The sequence below is a fragment of the Ruegeria sp. E8 genome, from assembly GCF_056533985.1.
In genome coordinates this window covers 13739-31693 of the sequence record NZ_JBQFOY010000017.1, presented here as the reverse complement: position 1 = coordinate 31693, position 17955 = coordinate 13739, and the positions used below count along the sequence as shown (strand labels likewise).

The window sequence follows — 17955 nt, the reverse complement described above, 5'->3', positions numbered from 1 at the left end:
TTCGTCATGCCCTGAAATTGCTGCGATCGCAGCCCGCTTTCCTGCCATACGCTGAAACGCCGAATTTGTTGATGAATGAGTTGTACAGGTACAGATTTAAAGGGGAGTGTAAATCGTTTCAGCGACACCACCAGAAAGGTTACCCACAGTTGGTACGAAGACTAACACCGCCAAGTTGACTTCTTAAGAAGCGACACAAATGCACAAAACTGTGCGTTCTCGTCCCAGCATTCGAAATATCAACGTCTGTAACGTTGATTGCTCGTAGCTTTGTTTTTGTTGGTGATTGCTCGGCCCCTGCTCGGTCTACGAGCGCTTTTGTCACCACACGACATAGTTACCAAACCGGGGAACCATGTCATGTTGTCGAAAGCCTTCTGGTCGTCTCTCCCCTTGGCTGCCGGGGTCAGTGTCGTCGCGACAACGGCCCTGGCCGTCGAGGGTGGGTCCGGCGTGTACCTGCTTGGCAGCAAAGGGTCGGGCGCGGGGATATTACCTCCTGCCGGAACCTATTTCCTGAATGACACCTACTACTATTCAGGGTCTGCGTCGGCCTCGACCGCTTTACCCGATGAGGCGGGCACGCTGGCATTCGGGCTGGACGCTGACGCCTTCGTTAACCTGTCGACCTTTTTGAAAGTCACCGACTCGGAGGTGTTTGGCGGACGCCTTGCCTTTGGTGCGGTCGTTCCCATTGTCGCAAAGGATATCTCAGCCTCGGCGACGGCCTCGTTTGGCGGCGTTCCGATCAGCGGCGCGGTGTCGGACGACACACTTGCTTTTGGCGACCCTTTGCTGACCGGCATTGTTGGCTGGAACGCTGGCAATTGGCACACAACCCTGAATGGCCTGCTGAACATCCCCGTCGGCAGCTACAATCAGAACTCTCTGGCCAACGCGGGTTTCAACCGCTGGGCCTTTGATGCAACCCTCGCCGTGACCTGGCTTGATCCGTCGATCGGCTACGAGGTGACAGTCGCGCCCGGTTTCACCTTCAACGGTAAAAACGACGACACCGGGTATGACTCGGGGAACGAATTTCACGTCGAATTCGCCGCGATGAAGCATCAATCTCAGCAACTCGCGTGGGGTTTGAACGGGTATTACTATCGTCAGATCACTGGCGACAGTGGCACGGCCCCGAGTGACTTTGAAGGTGAAGTGGCCGCGTTCGGGCCGGCGGTGAACTACACCTTCCTCGCCGGTCAGACACCGATCACTCTGAAGGCCAAGTACCTTCATGAATTCAATGTCGAAAACAGAACCGAGGGCGGTGCGGCGCTTGTGCAGCTCGCAATCCCGTTTGGGTTCTGACCAAAAAATCCAGCCGCGTGAGAAATTGGGACCTATTGAATGAAAATAATAATTAAGGCGTTTGTACTCTTCCTCGGACTGGCTGCCCCTGCTGCTACATCTGCACAACCGGCATCGGTGGAGGAAATCGCCAAGCAACTGGCCAATCCGATCGCCAGCCTGATCAGCGTTCCGTTCCAGTTCAACTACGACTCTGGTTTTGGCCCCTCGGATGGGCGCCGCACGACGCTGAATATCCAGCCTGTGATCCCAATAGCCCTGAACAACAACTGGAATCTGATCTCTCGCACCATTCTGCCGGTCATAGACCAATCCGACATCGCCGGAAACAGTGGCTCACAATTCGGCCTCGGTGACACGCTGCAAAGCTTTTTTATCGCACCAAACAAAAGCCCGGCCGACGGCTGGATTGTCGGCGTGGGCGGTGCGTTCCTTCTGCCGACTGCAACGGATGACCTGCTGGGTGGCGACAAATGGGGGGCCGGGCCTTCGGCTATCGCGCTACGCCAGAACGGCCCTTGGACCTTTGGCGGATTGACCAATCATGTTTGGAGCTTTGCCGGCGACGACGACAGTCCGGATGTGAACCAGACGTTTCTTCAACCCTTCGTGTCCTACACCACGCCCGAAGCCTGGCAATATTCGTTCACGTCCGAGTCCAGCTACAACTGGGAGACCGAAGACTGGAGCGTGCCGCTGAATTTCGTCGTCGGCAAGACGGTCACGATCTCGGGGCAACCAATCAGTATTTCCGGCGGCGTTCGCTATTGGGCGGATTCTCCGTCCAGCGGCGCCGATGGGTTTGGGTTCCGCTTCCAGACAACTTTCGTATTTCCGAAGGGATAGCCACACACTCAAGCGTCTCGTCGCGATGAGTTGGCTGAACAATTTTCAGACTTTCGACGTTCAACGGAGGAGAAAATGAAACCAAAATCTTTAGTTAAGGTACTGGCGATAAGTGCGTTTGCTGCGCTTGCAAGCTCAGTATCCGCTCAGGAGAAACCTAATATTCTGGTGATTTGGGGCGATGATATCGGCTTTTGGAACGTCAGCTACAACAACCGTGGTATGATGGGTTATCAGACGCCCAATATCGACCGGATCGCCAATGAAGGGATGGCATTTACCGACTATTACGGTGAACAATCCTGCACCGCCGGACGGTCGGCATTCATCACCGGTCAGCATCCGTTTCGAACGGGCTTAACAAAAGTTGGCCTGCCCGGCGCCAAAGAGGGATTGCAACCCGAAGACCCCACCTTGGCTGCACTGCTCAAACCACACGGATACGCGACCGGGCAGTTCGGGAAAAACCACCTTGGTGACAGGGACGAGCATCTGCCTACCAACCATGGGTTCGATGAGTTCTTTGGAAATCTCTACCATCTTAATGCTGAGGAAGAGCCCGAAGACCCGGATTACCCCAAAGGAGCAGAATTTCGGGAACGCTATGGTCCGCGCGGTGTTATCAAATCTTCCGCCGATGGCACAATTGAGGATACTGGCCCCCTTACCCGCAAGCGTATGGAAACTGTGGACGATGAGTTCACCAACGCAGCTGTCGACTTTGTCAAACGGGCGCATGAGGCCGATCAACCCTTCTTTGTCTGGCTCAATGCCAGTCGGATGCACTTTTACACCCATGTGCGCGAAGAGCACGAAGGACTATCCGGTGAGGGTGGTAACTTCTACTCTGATGCAATGGTCGAACATGACAACCATGTGGGCCAAATGCTCGATCTGCTGGACGAGTTGGGTATCGCAGACAACACTATTGTCATCTATTCCACTGACAACGGACCGCATTACAATGAGTGGCCGGATGGAGGCATAACACCTTTCCGTGGTGAGAAGAACACCAACTGGGAAGGTGGCTTCCGTGTCCCTGCCGTCATTCGTTGGCCCGGTCACGTACCTGCGGGTAGCATTTCCAATGAAATAGTCTCGCATCAGGACTGGGTTCCGACCCTGATGGCAGCCGTAGGTGAAGCCGATATCAAGGAAAAACTGCTTGAGGGGCATACGGTTGGGGATCGCACATACAAGGTTCACCTTGATGGTTTTAACGTCCTTGATCATGTGACCGGCAAATCCGGCGAAAGCCCGCGTCAATATTTCTTCTACGTCAGTGACGATGGCAAGCTTCTGGCAATCAGAAATGGCGATTGGAAAAGTATTTTGGCTGAACAACGCGCAAAACGCTTTGACGTCTGGCGCGACCCGTTCGTGGACCTGCGGGCCCCCAAGCTGTTCCATCTTCGCCGCGATCCATTTGAGCGGGCGGACACAGATTCCAACAACTACAATCGCTGGTGGTCACAGAAGAGCGCTCCTCATCAAACACCATTGCAAGACCTTGTGGCGGAAGTTCTGCAAACGCTGGTCGAATACCCGCCCCGTCAGAAACCTGGATCGTTCAATCTGGATCGGGTGATGGAAGACATGGTCGATGGCCCAGGCAATAACAACTGATGCCAATCTCGCTTGCGGACTGAAAAGCCCGCAAGCACCCGCCCAGCACACCGTTGACTGGAAAAATCAGACAATCCGAAAGGGCAGGCATGTTCAAACTAAGTCAGGCTTCCGCAATCGCTTTGGTGAGCTGCTTTACGGCGCACAGCGCTGCGGCAGAAAGCGTTCCGGTTAGCACGGATAACTATACACGGGCTGAAACGGCCGACCAGATGAACCGTTTCATCGCCGCCGCTGGTGGGATCAACAAGTTTTACCACTACCGCGAACCCACGCCGATCGACGAGCAAACCGTGATCCGAATGAACCGCGATACATTCTACAGTTTTGCTGTGGTGAACATTTCGGAAGGTGCCACGCTGACGTTGCCTGAGGCCGGGGATCGATACCAGTCGGCCATGATCGTCAATGAAGATCACTTCATCAACAAGGTCTTCTACGGGGCTGGCACCTACGATCTCACAGTCGACGAATTCGATACGCCGTTTGTCGTCGTCGCGATACGAACGCTCGTAGACGCGGGCAACCCTGAAGATGTGAAAACTGCGAATGAAGTTCAAGATCAGGTCATCCTGACAGCCAATTCCGATACACCTTACAGCCACCCCGACTATGACAGTGACTCTTTTCAAGGTGTAAAAGAGCACCTCTTGGGACTTGGGGCATACGTCACTGATGCGGGATCGACATTCGGACGCGCCGAAGATGTCGACGCAGTACGGCATCTGCTTGGAACGGCTGGCGGCTGGGGTGGGCTTCCTGACAATGACGCTTTCTATCTGAACCATCATCCAAACCTGCCTGTCGGAGTATACACGCTGACCGTCTCCGATGTCCCGGCTGAGGCCTTCTGGTCCGTCAGCATGTACAACCAGGACGGCTATTTCGAGGAAAACGAACTCGGGCGCTACAACGTCAACAGCGTCATGGCTGACCGCAACGAGGACGGTTCAGTCACTGTCAACATGGGCGGTTGCGACGATGGCCGGGTCAACTGCCTGCCCCTGACCGAAGGCTGGAACTATATTGTGCGTCTCTACCGCCCCGGCGAGAGCATTCTGGATGGGTCTTGGACCTTCCCGATCCCGGAGGCTGCGCAATGAAACAGACGCACGCCAAACCAAAGGATATCGTTGTGAACAAATCTTTGTTGAGGATTGCTTTGATCGCAGCAGTTCTTGCGACTCCGCAGATTTCGCAAGCTAAAGAAACCGTGCCGGTCTCGACCGACAACTTTGTCCGTGCAGAGACAGACCGAAACTTCCGAGTGACGATGGAAGTAAATGATCAGAGTATTGGGCAGGTAATTCACTACCGCGACCCAATAACTCCGGAAAATCAGACGGTAATCAGGTCCAATCAGGATACACTGTATTCAGGTGTTTTTATCGATTTGTCCAAACCCGTCACCGTGACGATCCCGGATGTGGGGGAACGTTTCATGTCGATGCATGTGATCAATCAGGATCACTATATGTTCGTGGAAACCGCCCCGGGAACCTACAAACTGACCGAAGATACCGTCGACACACGATTTGCCATGGTTTTGTTTCGCACCTTCGCGGCGGCAAATGATCATGCAGACATCAAGACTGCCCATGTTGCGCAAGATGCCATCAAAATCGAAGGCGGTGGCAGTGGACCATTTGAGGCTCCAAATTGGGATTTGGATGACATCAAGATCATCCGCGAAGCCCTGAGTGAAATTTCAACGCTCGGCGTTAATTCTGAGTATGGATTTGGAACGCGGGAGGAAACCCGGCCAATTGATCACCTCGTAGGTGCAGCGGCCGGTTGGGGTGGTCAGCCTGCATCGGCCGCCATGTACGAGATCCGCGGCGTGTCCAAGAATGATGGTCAAACCCCGCATTCCCTGACGGTCAAAGACGTTCCGGTAGACGCCTTCTGGTCGATCACGGTCTATGACGAAAAAGGCTATCTTGCTGCCAACGATCTGGGCGTGAACAGCTATAACAACTACACGGCCACGCAAGCCGATGACGGTTCCTTCACGATCAACTTCGGCAGTTGCGACGACGGGCGCGCCAATTGCATCCCGATCACCGAAGGCTGGAATTATCTTGTCCGCCTTTACGACCCTCGCCCGGAAATCATCGACGGCACTTGGACCTTTCCGCACGCGGAACCTTTGAACAACTGATCATCAGAGAGGGATAATTCATGAAACGAGCCACTCCCATTCTCGCCAATCTCAAGTCAGCAACTCTGTTGACCATTTTGGCCACCCCTGCCCTTGCAGGCGGAGAACCGTTCAAGCTGGACAGCAAAGATATCGAACGCGCGCTGCCCGAGGCCAAGGATTACTCTCCTTGGGTTGACCAGAACTATCCTCAGCGCCCGTTCTTCGGGGACACGCATGTTCACACATCCCTCTCCTTTGACGGTGTGACCTTTGGCACGAAACTGGATGCGAACGATGCATACCGGTTTGCAAAAGGGGAAGAAGTCACCTCATCCACAGGTATGCGCGCCAAGTTGAGCCGCCCGCTGGACTTCATCGTTGTCGCGGACCATGCCGAAAGCCTCGGCGTATTCAATGCCGTCCGGGATGGAAACCCGAAACTGATGGAGGTACCCACCTTGCGGCGTTGGCGCGACGAATTGCGTGCCGGGGGCGAAACCGCGCTTGGGACGTATATCGAATTTGTCGACATGGCCAACCGGGGCGAGCAGATCCCGGAACTGTCAGACCCCGAGATTTTCAAAAGCGCCTGGAAACAGAACGTCACAGCCGCCGAAACCCACAATGACCCCGGCGAGTTTACGGCCTTCATCGGGTATGAGTGGTCCTCGAATGATGGCGGCAACAACCTGCACCGCGTTGTCATTTATCGCGATGGTGCAGACAAGGCGCTGCAAACTTTGCCGTTCGACGCCAATATCAGCCCCAACCCCGAAGACCTTTGGGAAGCCTTGGGGCAATACGAGGACAAGACCGGCGGCGAGGTCATGGCGATCCCGCACAACGGCAATCTGTCTAACGGGCGGATGTTCGATGACACCCAGTTTGATGGCAGCCCGATCACCGAGGACTGGGCGAAAACGCGGATGGACTACGAGTTCATCTACGAAGCGACACAGATCAAGGGTGACGGCGAGGCCCACCCGTTCCTGTCCGCCGACGATGAATTCGCCGACTATGGAACTTGGGATAAAGGCAATCTGGATCTGACGGTTCCCAAAGAAGAAGAGATGCTACAGCACGAATATGCCCGTTCGGCTCTCAAGCTCGGTTTGCAGATTGAGGCGCAGATCGGCTTCAACCCCTATCAGTTCGGAATGATCGGGTCGTCTGACGCCCACACTGCTTTGGCAGCCGTGGCCGAAGACAATTTCTTCGGCAAGATGCCCCATATGGAACCGTCCGACTACCGCATGAAAAGCGCGATCATGGAGTTCAATGGGCAGGGCGTTTACGGCAGCGAGATGGTGTCTTCCGGCTACGCAGCGGTTTGGGCAACTGAAAACACGCGGGAAGCTCTGTTCGATGCAATGAAGCGACGTGAGACCTATGCGACGACCGGTTCGCGTATGGTTGTGCGTTTGTTTGGCAGCTTCGAATTCACCGAAGAGGACGCCCTGACCCGGCGCCCTGCTCTTTTTGGCTATGAAAAAGGGGTTCCGATGGGCGGCACATTGAGGAATGCGCCGAACGAAAGCGCGCCTACCTTTCTGGTTGCTGCTTTGAAAGATCCGATCGGTGCAAACCTTGACCGCTACCAAATCGTCAAAGGATGGATCGACGCGGACGGTACGTTGCATGAGAAAGTCTATGACGTTGCTTGGGGAGGTGAGCGCAGTTTGGACGATAGTGGAAAGCTGCCCGCTGTTGGTAATACGGTCGATGTCGAAACGGCCAACTACACCAATACGATCGGTGCCCCCGAATTGATCAGCGTCTGGACTGATCCGGATTTCGACGCCGCACAACCTTCATTTTACTACGGGCGTGTGATCGAGATTCCGACACCCCGCTGGTCGACCTATGATGCGGTCCACTTTGGCGTGGAACTGCCCACCGATGTCCCCGCCGTGCATCAGGAGCGCGCATATACCTCGCCGATTTGGTATCAACCTGAGTGACCATCGCTCCTAACAAACTGATCGTGGAAGCCCCTAAGTGAGTGAAGGGGTTGAAGCGAACGCCCGACCGCTTCCACTCGGCCGGCGGGCGGTTTTGCATGACGCGACCAACAATTTGAAATGACCAGGCGCATCCATTCTCTTAAACTCTCAAACCACGAAGCGTGTCGGCCAGAAAATGAACACGGAATCCAATCGAATGAAGAATCCTGCGAAAAAACCTCTGTCTGCGCAGGCAAAAAATGTACTTGGACGGTACGGATGGCTTTCGCTTCAAGATGAAGAGATCAAGCAGGCCATGTTCGAAATTGGATTTCTGCGCACTGTTGAAGCGGGGCAAACGCTGTTTACGGCTGGCGATGGAGAGGCAGCGCTGCATGCCCTTGTCTCTGGCTGGCAAGACGTCCTTGTATCGCCCTGGACTGAGTCCCCTACCCTTATTCACGTTTCAGGCCCGGCAACATGGGGCGGCGGCCTTCAAATCACGACACCTGTATCCCGACGCGCAACGGTAATAACTCGAACACGTTGCCAGATCGCCTGGTTTAAGGCCTCAGATGTGCGCGCGATCGGCCAGCGCCTTCCCCAAATGGCTGCAAGTCTTGGATTTCTGTCCACACTCTATACAGATTGGTTGGTTTCAATTGTTGCGGCTCAGGCTGAACGTAAAGCGGGAAATCGGGTTCGGTTAACCTTGCTGCGTGTTCTGGGGGAAGGCACTCCTGAGGGTGGCCCAATGCAGCCAGACCCCATTCTTTTGCCTTTGGGCCAGTCCGAAATCTCAGAGATGTCTCTTCTGACGCGAAACGTCGTGGGGCCGTGCCTCAAACAACTGGAAGAAGAAGGCGCAATAAAAATGGGTTATAGAAGTATAGAAGTATTGGATCGCAATATCCTGCGCCGCCTTGATTGAGAAATGGATTTCTTTGATATGCCTACTACAAGTTGTCTCCAGCGCTTGGTGTCTGCAGCGAGTTGTTTCGCAATTGCAGCGGCTTTTTCAGTAGTGAGTACTTCCGTTCAGGCCCAAATCGAATTGCGTGTTGCAACCATAGCTCCTGAGGGAACGCCCTGGATCGACAACCTGAAAAATTGGGCTGAGAACCTGGAAAAAATGAGCGACGGCGATCTGACGCTAACGATTTTTCCCGGCGGCCAGTTGGGCAATGAGCTTGATACATTCAGACAAACGCAACGCGGTCGTATCGACATCGTGGGCCTTGGCGGAGGCGCACTCAGCGAGCAGGTCACAGAAATATCGCTCATGTCGACGCCTTTTTTGTTTGACGATGTCGCGGTGATCGATTGCATTTATGATGGCTCTTTCGGAGCGGCGCTTGCCAACAAAATCAAGGACCACAACGTCGAACTCCTATTTTGGAGCGAGGTAGGCTGGGGCAATGTTTTTGCCAAGGATGATTTGTCGGATGTAACGCAGGCCGATGGATACAAGGTACGCATAGCGCACAATGAGATGTCGCGCCTGCTTTGGAACTCGGTTGGGGCGTCCGGCATTGAACTGCCCTATGTCGAGATGCCAGGGGCGCTGCAAACTGGCATGGTGGATGCAGGTGAGGCCACCGGGCTGACCTATGTCGCGTTCGGGCTGAATAAAGTTGCACCGCATTTTGTGGAAACAGAACATACCCATCAGGCTGGCGCCGTTCTAATCGGAGAGCGCACTTTGGGGCGTTTGTCATCTCAGCAAAAGCAAATGCTGGTAGACAGTATTCCTGCCGTGTCTGAGCTGCGCTCAACGATACGCGGTGTTTCGGAAAAAATGATTGACCGCCACGGGGAAGCCGGGGGACCGGTCCACACTTTGACTGATACGGAACGCAATGCTTGGAAGGCCAAGGTCGAACCGCATTGGCCCGATTTCATTGCCGGTCTGGGTGGAGACGCTGAAACACTGTGGCCGCAGCTTCTTGAGGTAAAGACGGCTTGTGAAGGTGGGTGAGACTACGCTTTTTCCGACCGCACAGCACTTGTCGTTGCTGGTTGCGAACAGAACTGTCTGCGCAAACTCATTTTTTGAGTGAATTGCACAGGCCTGTGCAATCTTGAAAGCAACCTTGTTGTATCAAGGACGCCGTATCGCCGCCGGATAATTTGATACGGCATCGGAACAAGGCGCGGTGCGATCTGTTTTAGCATCACTACCTGCATATGCCTGGTCCCAATTTTATGAAGAACAGTCCGGAGACGAGGAAATACTCTAAGCCGTTTCAGCGTAGGGTGTTTCGAACGCGAACAATGATCCGCCTCCACGTTGCCATCCAGATCATCTTAGTTGCCGCACTCATCGCACCGGTTCTGGGATCACTTGTTCGTGCCGAAGAAAATCACCCCGCGGCCGGCACAACCTTCTACGGCCAGATCAACCGCGGTGTTCTGTTCTTCGATGACGGGCAAGATAGTGATCTCTACCCCTTCGTGGACAACTCTAAATCCACCTCTCGATTGGGTCTCAAATACGATACCCCCTTAGACAATGGCTTGCGCTTTCAGGCGCGTGGCGAGGTTGGGTTGATCTGGAAAGAGACCAACCGGATCAATCAGTTGGACCCGAACGATTCCGACTTTGAATTCGACAAGGAATCCCTGCGCAAACTGGAAGTGAGCTTTGCCCATGACCAATACGGGGCTTTTTTCTTCGGTCAGGGGGCCATGGCCAGCGACGGGGTCACCGGTCAGGATCTATCCCTGACCAATGTTGTTGCCGGTGCCGCCGTCAAAGACGTGGCAGGCGGGTTCTTTTTCCGCCGCAAAGACGGCACGCTGACCAATTTCCGCATCAAGGACCGGTTTCGTACGCTGGGCAGCAGTCGTAGACTACGCCTGCGGTATGACACGCCAACGCGGAACAACCTGAACTTTTCCTTGGCTGCGGGCAAAGAGGTGCTGGATGATCGCGACCGGCGCTACTATGCCGACGCCGCCATGCGCTATGACCGCACGCAGGGCGATTTCCGATACAAGGCCGCCGCCGCGATCCGCTGGGCCGGGGGCAACCCGGATACCGATTTTCGCAGGCGCGATCTCAACTTCATCGTCTCAGGTTCGGTGCTGCACAAGCCGTCGCGCTATAGCCTGACGCTGGGCTACGGCATCGCGCAGGACGCGGGGTACTACACCTACACCAAGCTCGGAAGGCGCTGGTATGACCTGCTGCCCTGGGGCTGGACCGCGTTTTCCATCGACTACTACTACACCAAGGACGGGCCAGATCGGGACCAGATCGGCAAATCCATTGGCCTCGCCGCCGTGCAGCGGATCAAGGCCCATGACCTCGACATCTACGCCACTGTCCGCCGCTACGACTATGACGATCCGGATGCGGATTATTTCGACAGCCTTGCGGTTTTGACCGGCGTCCGGTGGCGGTTCTGATCATGAAAGGACTCGAGACGTGAGATTGATTGGCCTCGGTGTGCTGGCGCTCTTGCTTTTTGCCCTGATCGCCCTGCTGGTGGACAGCCGCGAAGAGATTCTGACCAGCGTCGGTATTCCACTCGCGCCAGAGCGCGAAGTCACGGTGCTGGAAACCGCAAACGCGCAATTGCCACAGAAACTGACAGGACCTGATGGAACCGCAAAGTTCCCGATCCGCCAATACGACAAATGGACAGCTCTGGCTGGATTTTCCAGCAACCAAAGCTTCGCGTTCCCGCTGCCGCGCCAGACCAAGTTCAACGCGGCGGTCCTGTTCCTCGATATTCAGACAGATCTGGAGGAGGACACAACCGGCCGAATGCGCTTTGCCATCAACGGCAAGAACCGGGGCGAAGTTGTGTTGAACACAGGCAGCGAAAGCCATCAGGTCAAAATTCCGTTGGAACCCATCGACATGGCACGGGACTGGGTCGAGGTATCGATGAGCATTATCGGTAACAATCCCAAGGCCGAATGCGCAACGGACTGGACCGGCGGTGTCGTGATCTCTGTCGAGCCAACCAGCAATGTTCACGTGCTGCTGGATGAGCCGATTACCGACCTTGAGGATCAGTTCATCCTGTCGGGATCGCCATCCAGAATTGTCTGGCCGGACACAAACGCACCGGCGGCGGGCACCGGACCGGACCTGCCCTGGATCTGGCGGCCCTTTCTGATGGAAAGCGTCTTTGTCCCCACATCCGAAGCGCAGCCAAACGATGTCCGCGCAACTCTGGCCGAGCTGTCGGAGTATCGCGAGAAGAAGCTGGCCGAATACCGCCTTGTTCGGGATCTGGAAGGGGGTGAAGCGCTCGCCTGGCCCGTCTCGCTGGCCAAGGCCAAAGTGGGCCTGAGCCGCGAGTTTCGCAACCGCACCTCCTGGGTGCTGGACTATTCACGCGCTGACATGCCCGGACGCGATCTGCCGGATGTGCTGGACCTGAAGCTGACAGCTGTGTCGTCGGACGCAACCGCCTCGTGGCTGCTTCTGGTCACGCTGAACGGCCAGATGGTGCATTCGGAGCAATTGCAGGCCGCTGAACAGCTGTTGGATCGTCAGATTGCCCTGCCGGTTGGATTGCAGGCGCGACAAAACCAGCTCAGGGTCACCCTGACCAGCGATGAAGAGAAAGAAGGCCGGTGCGTACAGGGGCGCCCGGCTGCGGCGCAGCTCAAGGCAGGCACTTCTCTGAAGCATGTGGGCGCACCAGCAGAGCCGGTCTTTGCTGGTCTTCTGGATGCGGTAACGCCCCAAATCGACCTTGAGGTGTCCGATAAGTTGACGGCCGAAGCCGCAAACTTCGGCTTCTACGCTATGTCGAACATCTTTCTGAACAACACTTTCCACGCAGGATCTGCTGAGGATGGCCGCAATGTTGCGAAGCTGATGGCCGGGGAGGAGATCAAATCTTTCCGCGATGAGGTTGCCGCAAAAGGTGACACTCTTTGGTATGCCTTTGCGGCAATCACCGACGAAGACGAGCCGCAGGTCTTTGCCTTCAAAGGAAGCGATCCGCAGCTTGGCACAGCATTACATGTGTTCGAACCGGCCAGCGTTCTGGTCGTTGGGCCGCCCGGCTTTGGATTTTGACCCATGGCGTCGGGCAACGCAGGCCGGTCGCAGAACGAGTTCGTCTCGGTGGATTCCGCGCCCAAGGGCTTTTCGGCCCCCGTGCCCCTGTGGCGCGCGCCCTGCCTGTTGATCTGTTTCCTGTGCATCAGCGCGGCCTTGCTTTGGTCGCTGGACAATGTCGCGTTCATGCAGGCCACATTCTCGGGCGGTGATCTGGTGGCCGCGCCGTTTTCGGGTGGGCATAGCGTGCCGCTGCGCGTGTTCGTGATCAGCTACATGCTGGCCTTTGCGATCTTCAGCCACGGTAAGTTGCTTTGGCGGATCGGATTTGGCGCGGACATGCTGGTGACCTACCTGTTGCTGTGCGCCTTCGTTGATCTGACTGCACTGATTTATGACGTGATCCTCGACTCCCCAATGTCGCTACACGTGATCGAGATTCTGTCCGGGTTCCTTGGTTATGCGGTCTATTCCTTTAAACTGCTGGAACGCGGCAACATGCCATCGCGTATTCCCATCGACGAGGTGCCGCAAAACAACAAGACCGCCCTGCTGCGCCTGATCGGGGTGATCATCGCCGCCGGGATCATCACCATCCTCGTCAGCGCGCAAATACCGGGCCTGATCGGACAAGCCCGTCAGATCGCCTTGCTGGGCGGGATCGGCCCGGGCGTATTTCTCTTCCTGCCGATGGTATTCATCCTGCTCTATGTGATGGCCCGCATTGATACGGTAACGCAGGACAAGGGCGAGTTCGCACCTCCGCTGACCGTCATTATCCCGGCCCACAACGAGGAATACATCATCGAAGGCACCATCGACGCAATCGACCAGGCCGCCGAACACTATGGCGGGCCGGTGTCAATCTTGGTAATGGACAACAATTCCAAGGACGAGACTGCCCGCGTCGCGACTGAAGCCCTACACGCCTGCCGCCATGCTTTTGGCCGCGTGGTTGCTGAACCCAAGCCCGGAAAATCTCACGCGCTGAACGCTGCGCTGGATGCCACCCAAACCGAATATGTTGTCCGCATTGATGCGGACACGTTGGTCGGGCCAGACTCGCTGCATTTCGCCATGCGGCGGATGAAAGACCCCAAGGTCGGCGTGGTTGGCGGGTTGCCGATCCCACCCGGCGGTGGCCCCTTTGACCGGGCGCGGTTGCTGGAACTGGTGGTCAAGCACGGGTTCTATTCGGTGGGTCTTTCGGCGGTGAACTCGGTCGTCGGTGTGCCGGGCATGTTCGCGGCCTACCGCACCGAACTGCCGCGGCGTTTGGGTGGTTTTGTGCAGGGCATGAACGGCGAAGACACAGACATGTCGCTCAGGATCGGCGAGCTGGGCTATCGCCTGATCGTCGACCCGCGCATCCGCCTGATCAGCGAGGTGCCCGTCACCTATGCCCATCTGCGCGAGCAGCGCATGCGGTGGTTCCGTTCGGTCTTTCACGTCGCGGCCCGTTGCCGCGATCTGATCTATTCCGGACGTCCCAGCGTGAGGGGAAAGATCATGCTGCCCTTCATGCTGTTGAACTCGGCCATGCGTGCGATGATGGTGCCGATGATCCTTTTTGGTGCCTTGCTGCTGACCCTGCCGGGTATCGCGCCGCGCGATCTTCCATGGCAGGTCGTTCTGGCGGTTGGTATCGGTGCGCCTGCCCTGATGTCGGTTATGTGCGCCTTGCTGAACAAATCCGCACGCGGGTTGCTCTATGTGCCGGAATACCTGCTGTTCCGCCTGCTCAGGGCCTATTTCACGCTGGAAAGCAACCTGAGCATCACCGTGAAGGATCATGGCCAGCACCTCTACGCCGAAGAGGCGCTGGCCCGTCCACCCGATAAGGAACCGAGGCAGGCTTAATCGGGCGAAACGCGTTGGTTCCAGTATGATGCGCAGGGGATTTTGCTGCGGTCGCAATTGTCGGCGTATTTTTCGGCGATCTCGGAGGCTTCATCCAGAATACCGTCTTCCAGTGTGATCGGTTTCAGCCCCATCGCCAGAAAGCGATCATTGGCCACGTGAAGCTCGTTCTCATCCGCCTCGTTGCGGGGGTTTTCAAGAAAAGCGATCTCGACTCCGGTCTTGTCCGAGATCAGTTGCGCGAGATCGCGCACGCGGTGGGTCTCGGTCATCTGGTTCAGGATGTTCACCCGCTCGCCCGATTGCGGCGGGTTCAGCAGCGCCAGTTCGATACATTCGACGGTGTTCTGAATATGGATGAAGGCCCGCGTCTGCCCACCGGTGCCGTGCACCGTCAGAGGATATTTGATCGCCGCCTGCATCAGAAACCGGTTCAGCACGGTGCCATAGTCGCCGTCATAGTCGAACCGGTTGATCAGACGCGGGTCCATCCGGGTCTCAGCCGTCTGCGTGCCCCAGACGATACCCTGATGCAAGTCGGTAATCCGCACATCATCGTTCTTGTTGTAGTAGTGAAAGAACAGCTGATCCTGCGTCTTGGTCATGTGATAGATAGAGCCGGGATTGGCCGGGTACAGAATCTCCGCCGACCGCCGTCCGTTCTCAGTCGCCAGTTCGACCTTCAGGTAGCCTTCAGGGATTTTCATCCCGGCGGTGCCATAGCCATACACCCCCATCGTGCCGAGATGCACCAGGTGGATGTTCTGCCCGCTCTCCACAATTGCTGCCAGCACATCGTTGGTGGCGTTCAGATTGTTGTTCACCGTATAGCGCTTGTGGGACGAGGATTTCATCGAATAGGGCGCGGCACGCTGCTCGGCAAAGTGGATGATCGCATCGGGTTTTTCGTCCTGAAGCAATGTCAGAAGACGATGGTAATTATCCCCCACCGTAAAGTTCAGGAACCGGATGTCGCGCCCGGTCAATTCCTTCCAAACCCGCAACCGTTCCCCCAGCGGGCAGATCGGTGTCAGGGAACTGACCTCAAGCTCAATGTCGATATTCCGACGGGACAGATTGTCCACGATAACAATCTCATGCCCCATGTTCGACAGGTGCAGTGCCGTCGGCCAGCCGCAAAACCCATCCCCACCCAAAGTAATGATTTTCATGCTCGTCCAATTGATCTTCAGCCACCGATTGAACGGCGGGCGTTTAATTCATCAGAAACGAATACCCGAGGATCACATTCGGGATTGCACACCTCTGTGCAGTTGAGTGATATTTTATGTACCCATGTGTGAAGCTATTGCTGATACAGCGCGAACGAGAATTTTTGTTACAGAAATGAATATGGTTGCACTAAGGTCAGTACCGGAAACCCCAATCGCTACGGCGGCCTGTGAGGGGTAATGGCGCCAGATTGGGCCAAGAAACTGTTGTCCGGCCTTTTCGCCGTGGAAGCAGCTGTCACGATCACCGCATTCGTTCTGATCGCCTTTTTATTGATCTTTGATGTGACGCTGCGTGAGGTTGCGGGCACGTCAGTCCATGGCGCGCAGCGGATATCGGTCTATGCGATGATCCTGATCGGGTTTTTGGGGATCGGGCTGGCGTCGGCACAAGGGCTTCACTTGCGGCCGCATTTCGCTGATGGGCTAGTTCCTGTTCGTCTGACTAGGATTGCCACCCGGTTGGGTGATGCGATCATGGCGATGATCTGGCTGGTTTTCGCGTGGTTGGGCCTACGCTTCGTGCATGAGGCGCGGCAGTTTCAGGACCTGGCACGGGTGATCGACATACCGCTTTGGCCGCTCTACCTCGTCGTTCCTTATGCATTCGCCTCCACCGCACTTAGACATACCCTGTTCGCCCGCTACCCGGCGCTGCGGCCCGAAGAAACCGCCTACGAATGACCCCTGCCCTGCTACTCTTTGCCCTTGCGAATGCCCTGCTGGCGCTGCGGGTCAACCTGGTGGTTGTGCTGTTGATCCTCGGCGGCCTCATCCACCTGATCTGGGGCGACGGAGAGCTGCTCTATCTGATCGAGGACATGTGGATCGCGCTCGACAAAGAAATCCTGTTGTCGATCCCCTTGTTTCTTCTGTGCGGCACGATCATGGGGCGGGGCGCCATCGCCGTGCGGTTGATCGAGATCACCACCGCGCTGACCGCGCCACTGCCCGGCGGTTTGGGTATCGCCACCGTTTTGACCTGTGCCATCTTCGCCTCCATCTCGGGTTCGTCCGCTGTCACCTTGCTGGCCGTGGGATCGGTGGCGTACCCTGCACTTCTGGCGCAAGGCTACAGCAAACCCTTTTCGCTGGGCGCGCTGGCCTCGGCCGGCACTCTGGGAGTGATCATTCCGCCCTCAATCCCACTGATTCTGTTCGGTATCACGACCGAGACCTCGATCGTCGATCTGTTCACCGCTGGCATCCTGCCGGGATTGCTGCTGGCGGTTCTTCTGGCCACCTACTCCCTGTTCACAAACCGTCACCTGCCACGGCAACACTTTTCACCTGCGCGCCTGATATCTGCGCTGCGTGACGGGATCTGGGCATTGTTGATGCCCGTTATTTTGCTGGGCGGGATCTATTCGGGGTATTTCTCCCCAACCGAGGCGGCTGCCGCGGCGCTGGCCTACGCCATTCTGGTCGAATGCGTGATCTACCGCGAATTGACCCTGTCTGACCTGCGCGACGTGGCCATCGAAACATCGGTTACGCTGGGCACCATTTTCCCGATCCTCGCCATTGCTCTCAGCATGAACCTGCTCCTGATCTCACATCAGGTCCCTACCCTGTTGGCAGATTGGGTGGGATCAGCCATCACATCGAAAATCACCTTTCTGCTGGCCATGAATGTGTTGTTGCTGGTTGTCGGCTGCGTGATGGACATGATGTCGGCCATCGTGATTCTGGCCCCTCTTCTGGTGGCGCTGGGGCGGGTCTATGGCATTGATCCCGTGCATCTGGGCATCGTGATGACTATCAACCTGGAAATCGGTCTGCTTACACCCCCGATGGGCATCAACCTGATCGTCGCCATGAGCGCTTTCCGCGAGAGGTTCGGGTTGATCGTTCGGAGCGCACTTCCTTTCATCGCTCTTATGATCGCCGGATTGCTGATCGTGACTTTCGTGCCTGAACTATCGCTTGTCCTTGTTCGATAATTTTGAGTTTCCCAGAGGCACT

Annotated in this window: 14 protein-coding genes; 13 read left to right on the top strand and 1 reads right to left on the bottom strand. The window is 56.2% G+C overall.

Going from position 1 to position 17955, the window contains the following annotated elements; genetic code table 11:
• Positions 1–360: 360 nt before the first annotated feature.
• The 11 genes from ACR0LF_RS18255 (at position 361) to ACR0LF_RS18205 (ending at position 14758) form a co-directional block, all read left to right on the top strand.
• The gene (locus ACR0LF_RS18255) at positions 361–1314 is read left to right on the top strand and encodes a SphA family protein (protein WP_480582751.1); all 954 of its coding nucleotides are present in this window, start codon (positions 361–363) and stop codon (positions 1312–1314) included.
• A 39-nt stretch (positions 1315–1353) separates the two neighbouring features.
• A complete protein-coding gene (locus ACR0LF_RS18250) occupies positions 1354–2160 on the top strand; it encodes a transporter (RefSeq protein WP_480582754.1) in 807 nt (268 codons plus the stop codon).
• 75 nt (positions 2161–2235) lie between these two features.
• Positions 2236–3786: an arylsulfatase gene (locus ACR0LF_RS18245; RefSeq protein ID WP_480582757.1), complete on the top strand. Its 1551-nt coding sequence runs from the start codon at positions 2236–2238 to the stop codon at positions 3784–3786.
• 89 nt (positions 3787–3875) lie between these two features.
• Positions 3876–4889 carry a DUF1214 domain-containing protein gene (locus ACR0LF_RS18240; RefSeq protein WP_480582760.1) on the top strand — a complete coding sequence of 338 codons (1014 nt, stop codon included), beginning with the start codon at positions 3876–3878 and terminating at the stop codon, positions 4887–4889.
• Positions 4886–5947, top strand: a complete 1062-nt coding sequence (locus ACR0LF_RS18235) for a DUF1214 domain-containing protein (RefSeq protein WP_480582763.1) — start codon at positions 4886–4888, stop codon at positions 5945–5947. The genes ACR0LF_RS18240 and ACR0LF_RS18235 overlap by 4 nt, the downstream gene beginning before the upstream one ends.
• 20 nt (positions 5948–5967) lie before the next feature.
• Positions 5968–7890, top strand: a complete 1923-nt coding sequence (locus tag ACR0LF_RS18230; protein ID WP_480582766.1) for a DUF3604 domain-containing protein — start codon at positions 5968–5970, stop codon at positions 7888–7890.
• 199 nt (positions 7891–8089) lie between these two features.
• The gene (locus ACR0LF_RS18225; protein ID WP_480627563.1) at positions 8090–8803 is read left to right on the top strand and encodes a Crp/Fnr family transcriptional regulator; all 714 of its coding nucleotides are present in this window, start codon (positions 8090–8092) and stop codon (positions 8801–8803) included.
• 3 nt (positions 8804–8806) lie between these two features.
• Positions 8807–9850 (top strand): TRAP transporter substrate-binding protein, encoded by a 1044-nt coding sequence (locus tag ACR0LF_RS18220; RefSeq protein ID WP_480582772.1) that lies wholly within the window; start codon positions 8807–8809, stop codon positions 9848–9850.
• A gap of 296 nt (positions 9851–10146) precedes the next feature.
• Positions 10147–11283: a porin gene (locus ACR0LF_RS18215; RefSeq protein WP_480582775.1), complete on the top strand. Its 1137-nt coding sequence runs from the start codon at positions 10147–10149 to the stop codon at positions 11281–11283.
• Positions 11284–11302: 19 nt separating this feature from the next.
• A complete protein-coding gene (locus ACR0LF_RS18210; RefSeq protein ID WP_480582778.1) occupies positions 11303–12916 on the top strand; it encodes a hypothetical protein in 1614 nt (537 codons plus the stop codon).
• Between the two features lie 3 nt (positions 12917–12919).
• Positions 12920–14758, top strand: a complete 1839-nt coding sequence (locus ACR0LF_RS18205) for a glycosyltransferase family 2 protein (protein WP_480582781.1) — start codon at positions 12920–12922, stop codon at positions 14756–14758.
• Here ACR0LF_RS18205 and ACR0LF_RS18200 read toward each other — a convergent pair.
• Entirely contained in the window at positions 14755–15930 is a 1176-nt protein-coding gene (locus tag ACR0LF_RS18200; RefSeq protein WP_480582784.1) for an NAD-dependent epimerase/dehydratase family protein, read from the bottom strand. The two genes, ACR0LF_RS18205 and ACR0LF_RS18200, sit on opposite strands and share 4 nt — an antisense overlap.
• A 240-nt stretch (positions 15931–16170) precedes the next feature.
• Here ACR0LF_RS18200 and ACR0LF_RS18195 point away from each other — a divergent pair, with 240 nt between their 5' ends.
• Positions 16171–16674, top strand: a complete 504-nt coding sequence (locus tag ACR0LF_RS18195) for a TRAP transporter small permease (protein WP_480582787.1) — start codon at positions 16171–16173, stop codon at positions 16672–16674.
• Positions 16671–17933, top strand: coding sequence for a TRAP transporter large permease (locus ACR0LF_RS18190; protein WP_480582790.1), 1263 nt, complete (start codon positions 16671–16673; stop codon positions 17931–17933). Before ACR0LF_RS18195 ends, ACR0LF_RS18190 begins: the two co-directional genes overlap by 4 nt.
• Positions 17934–17955 lie beyond the last annotated feature (22 nt).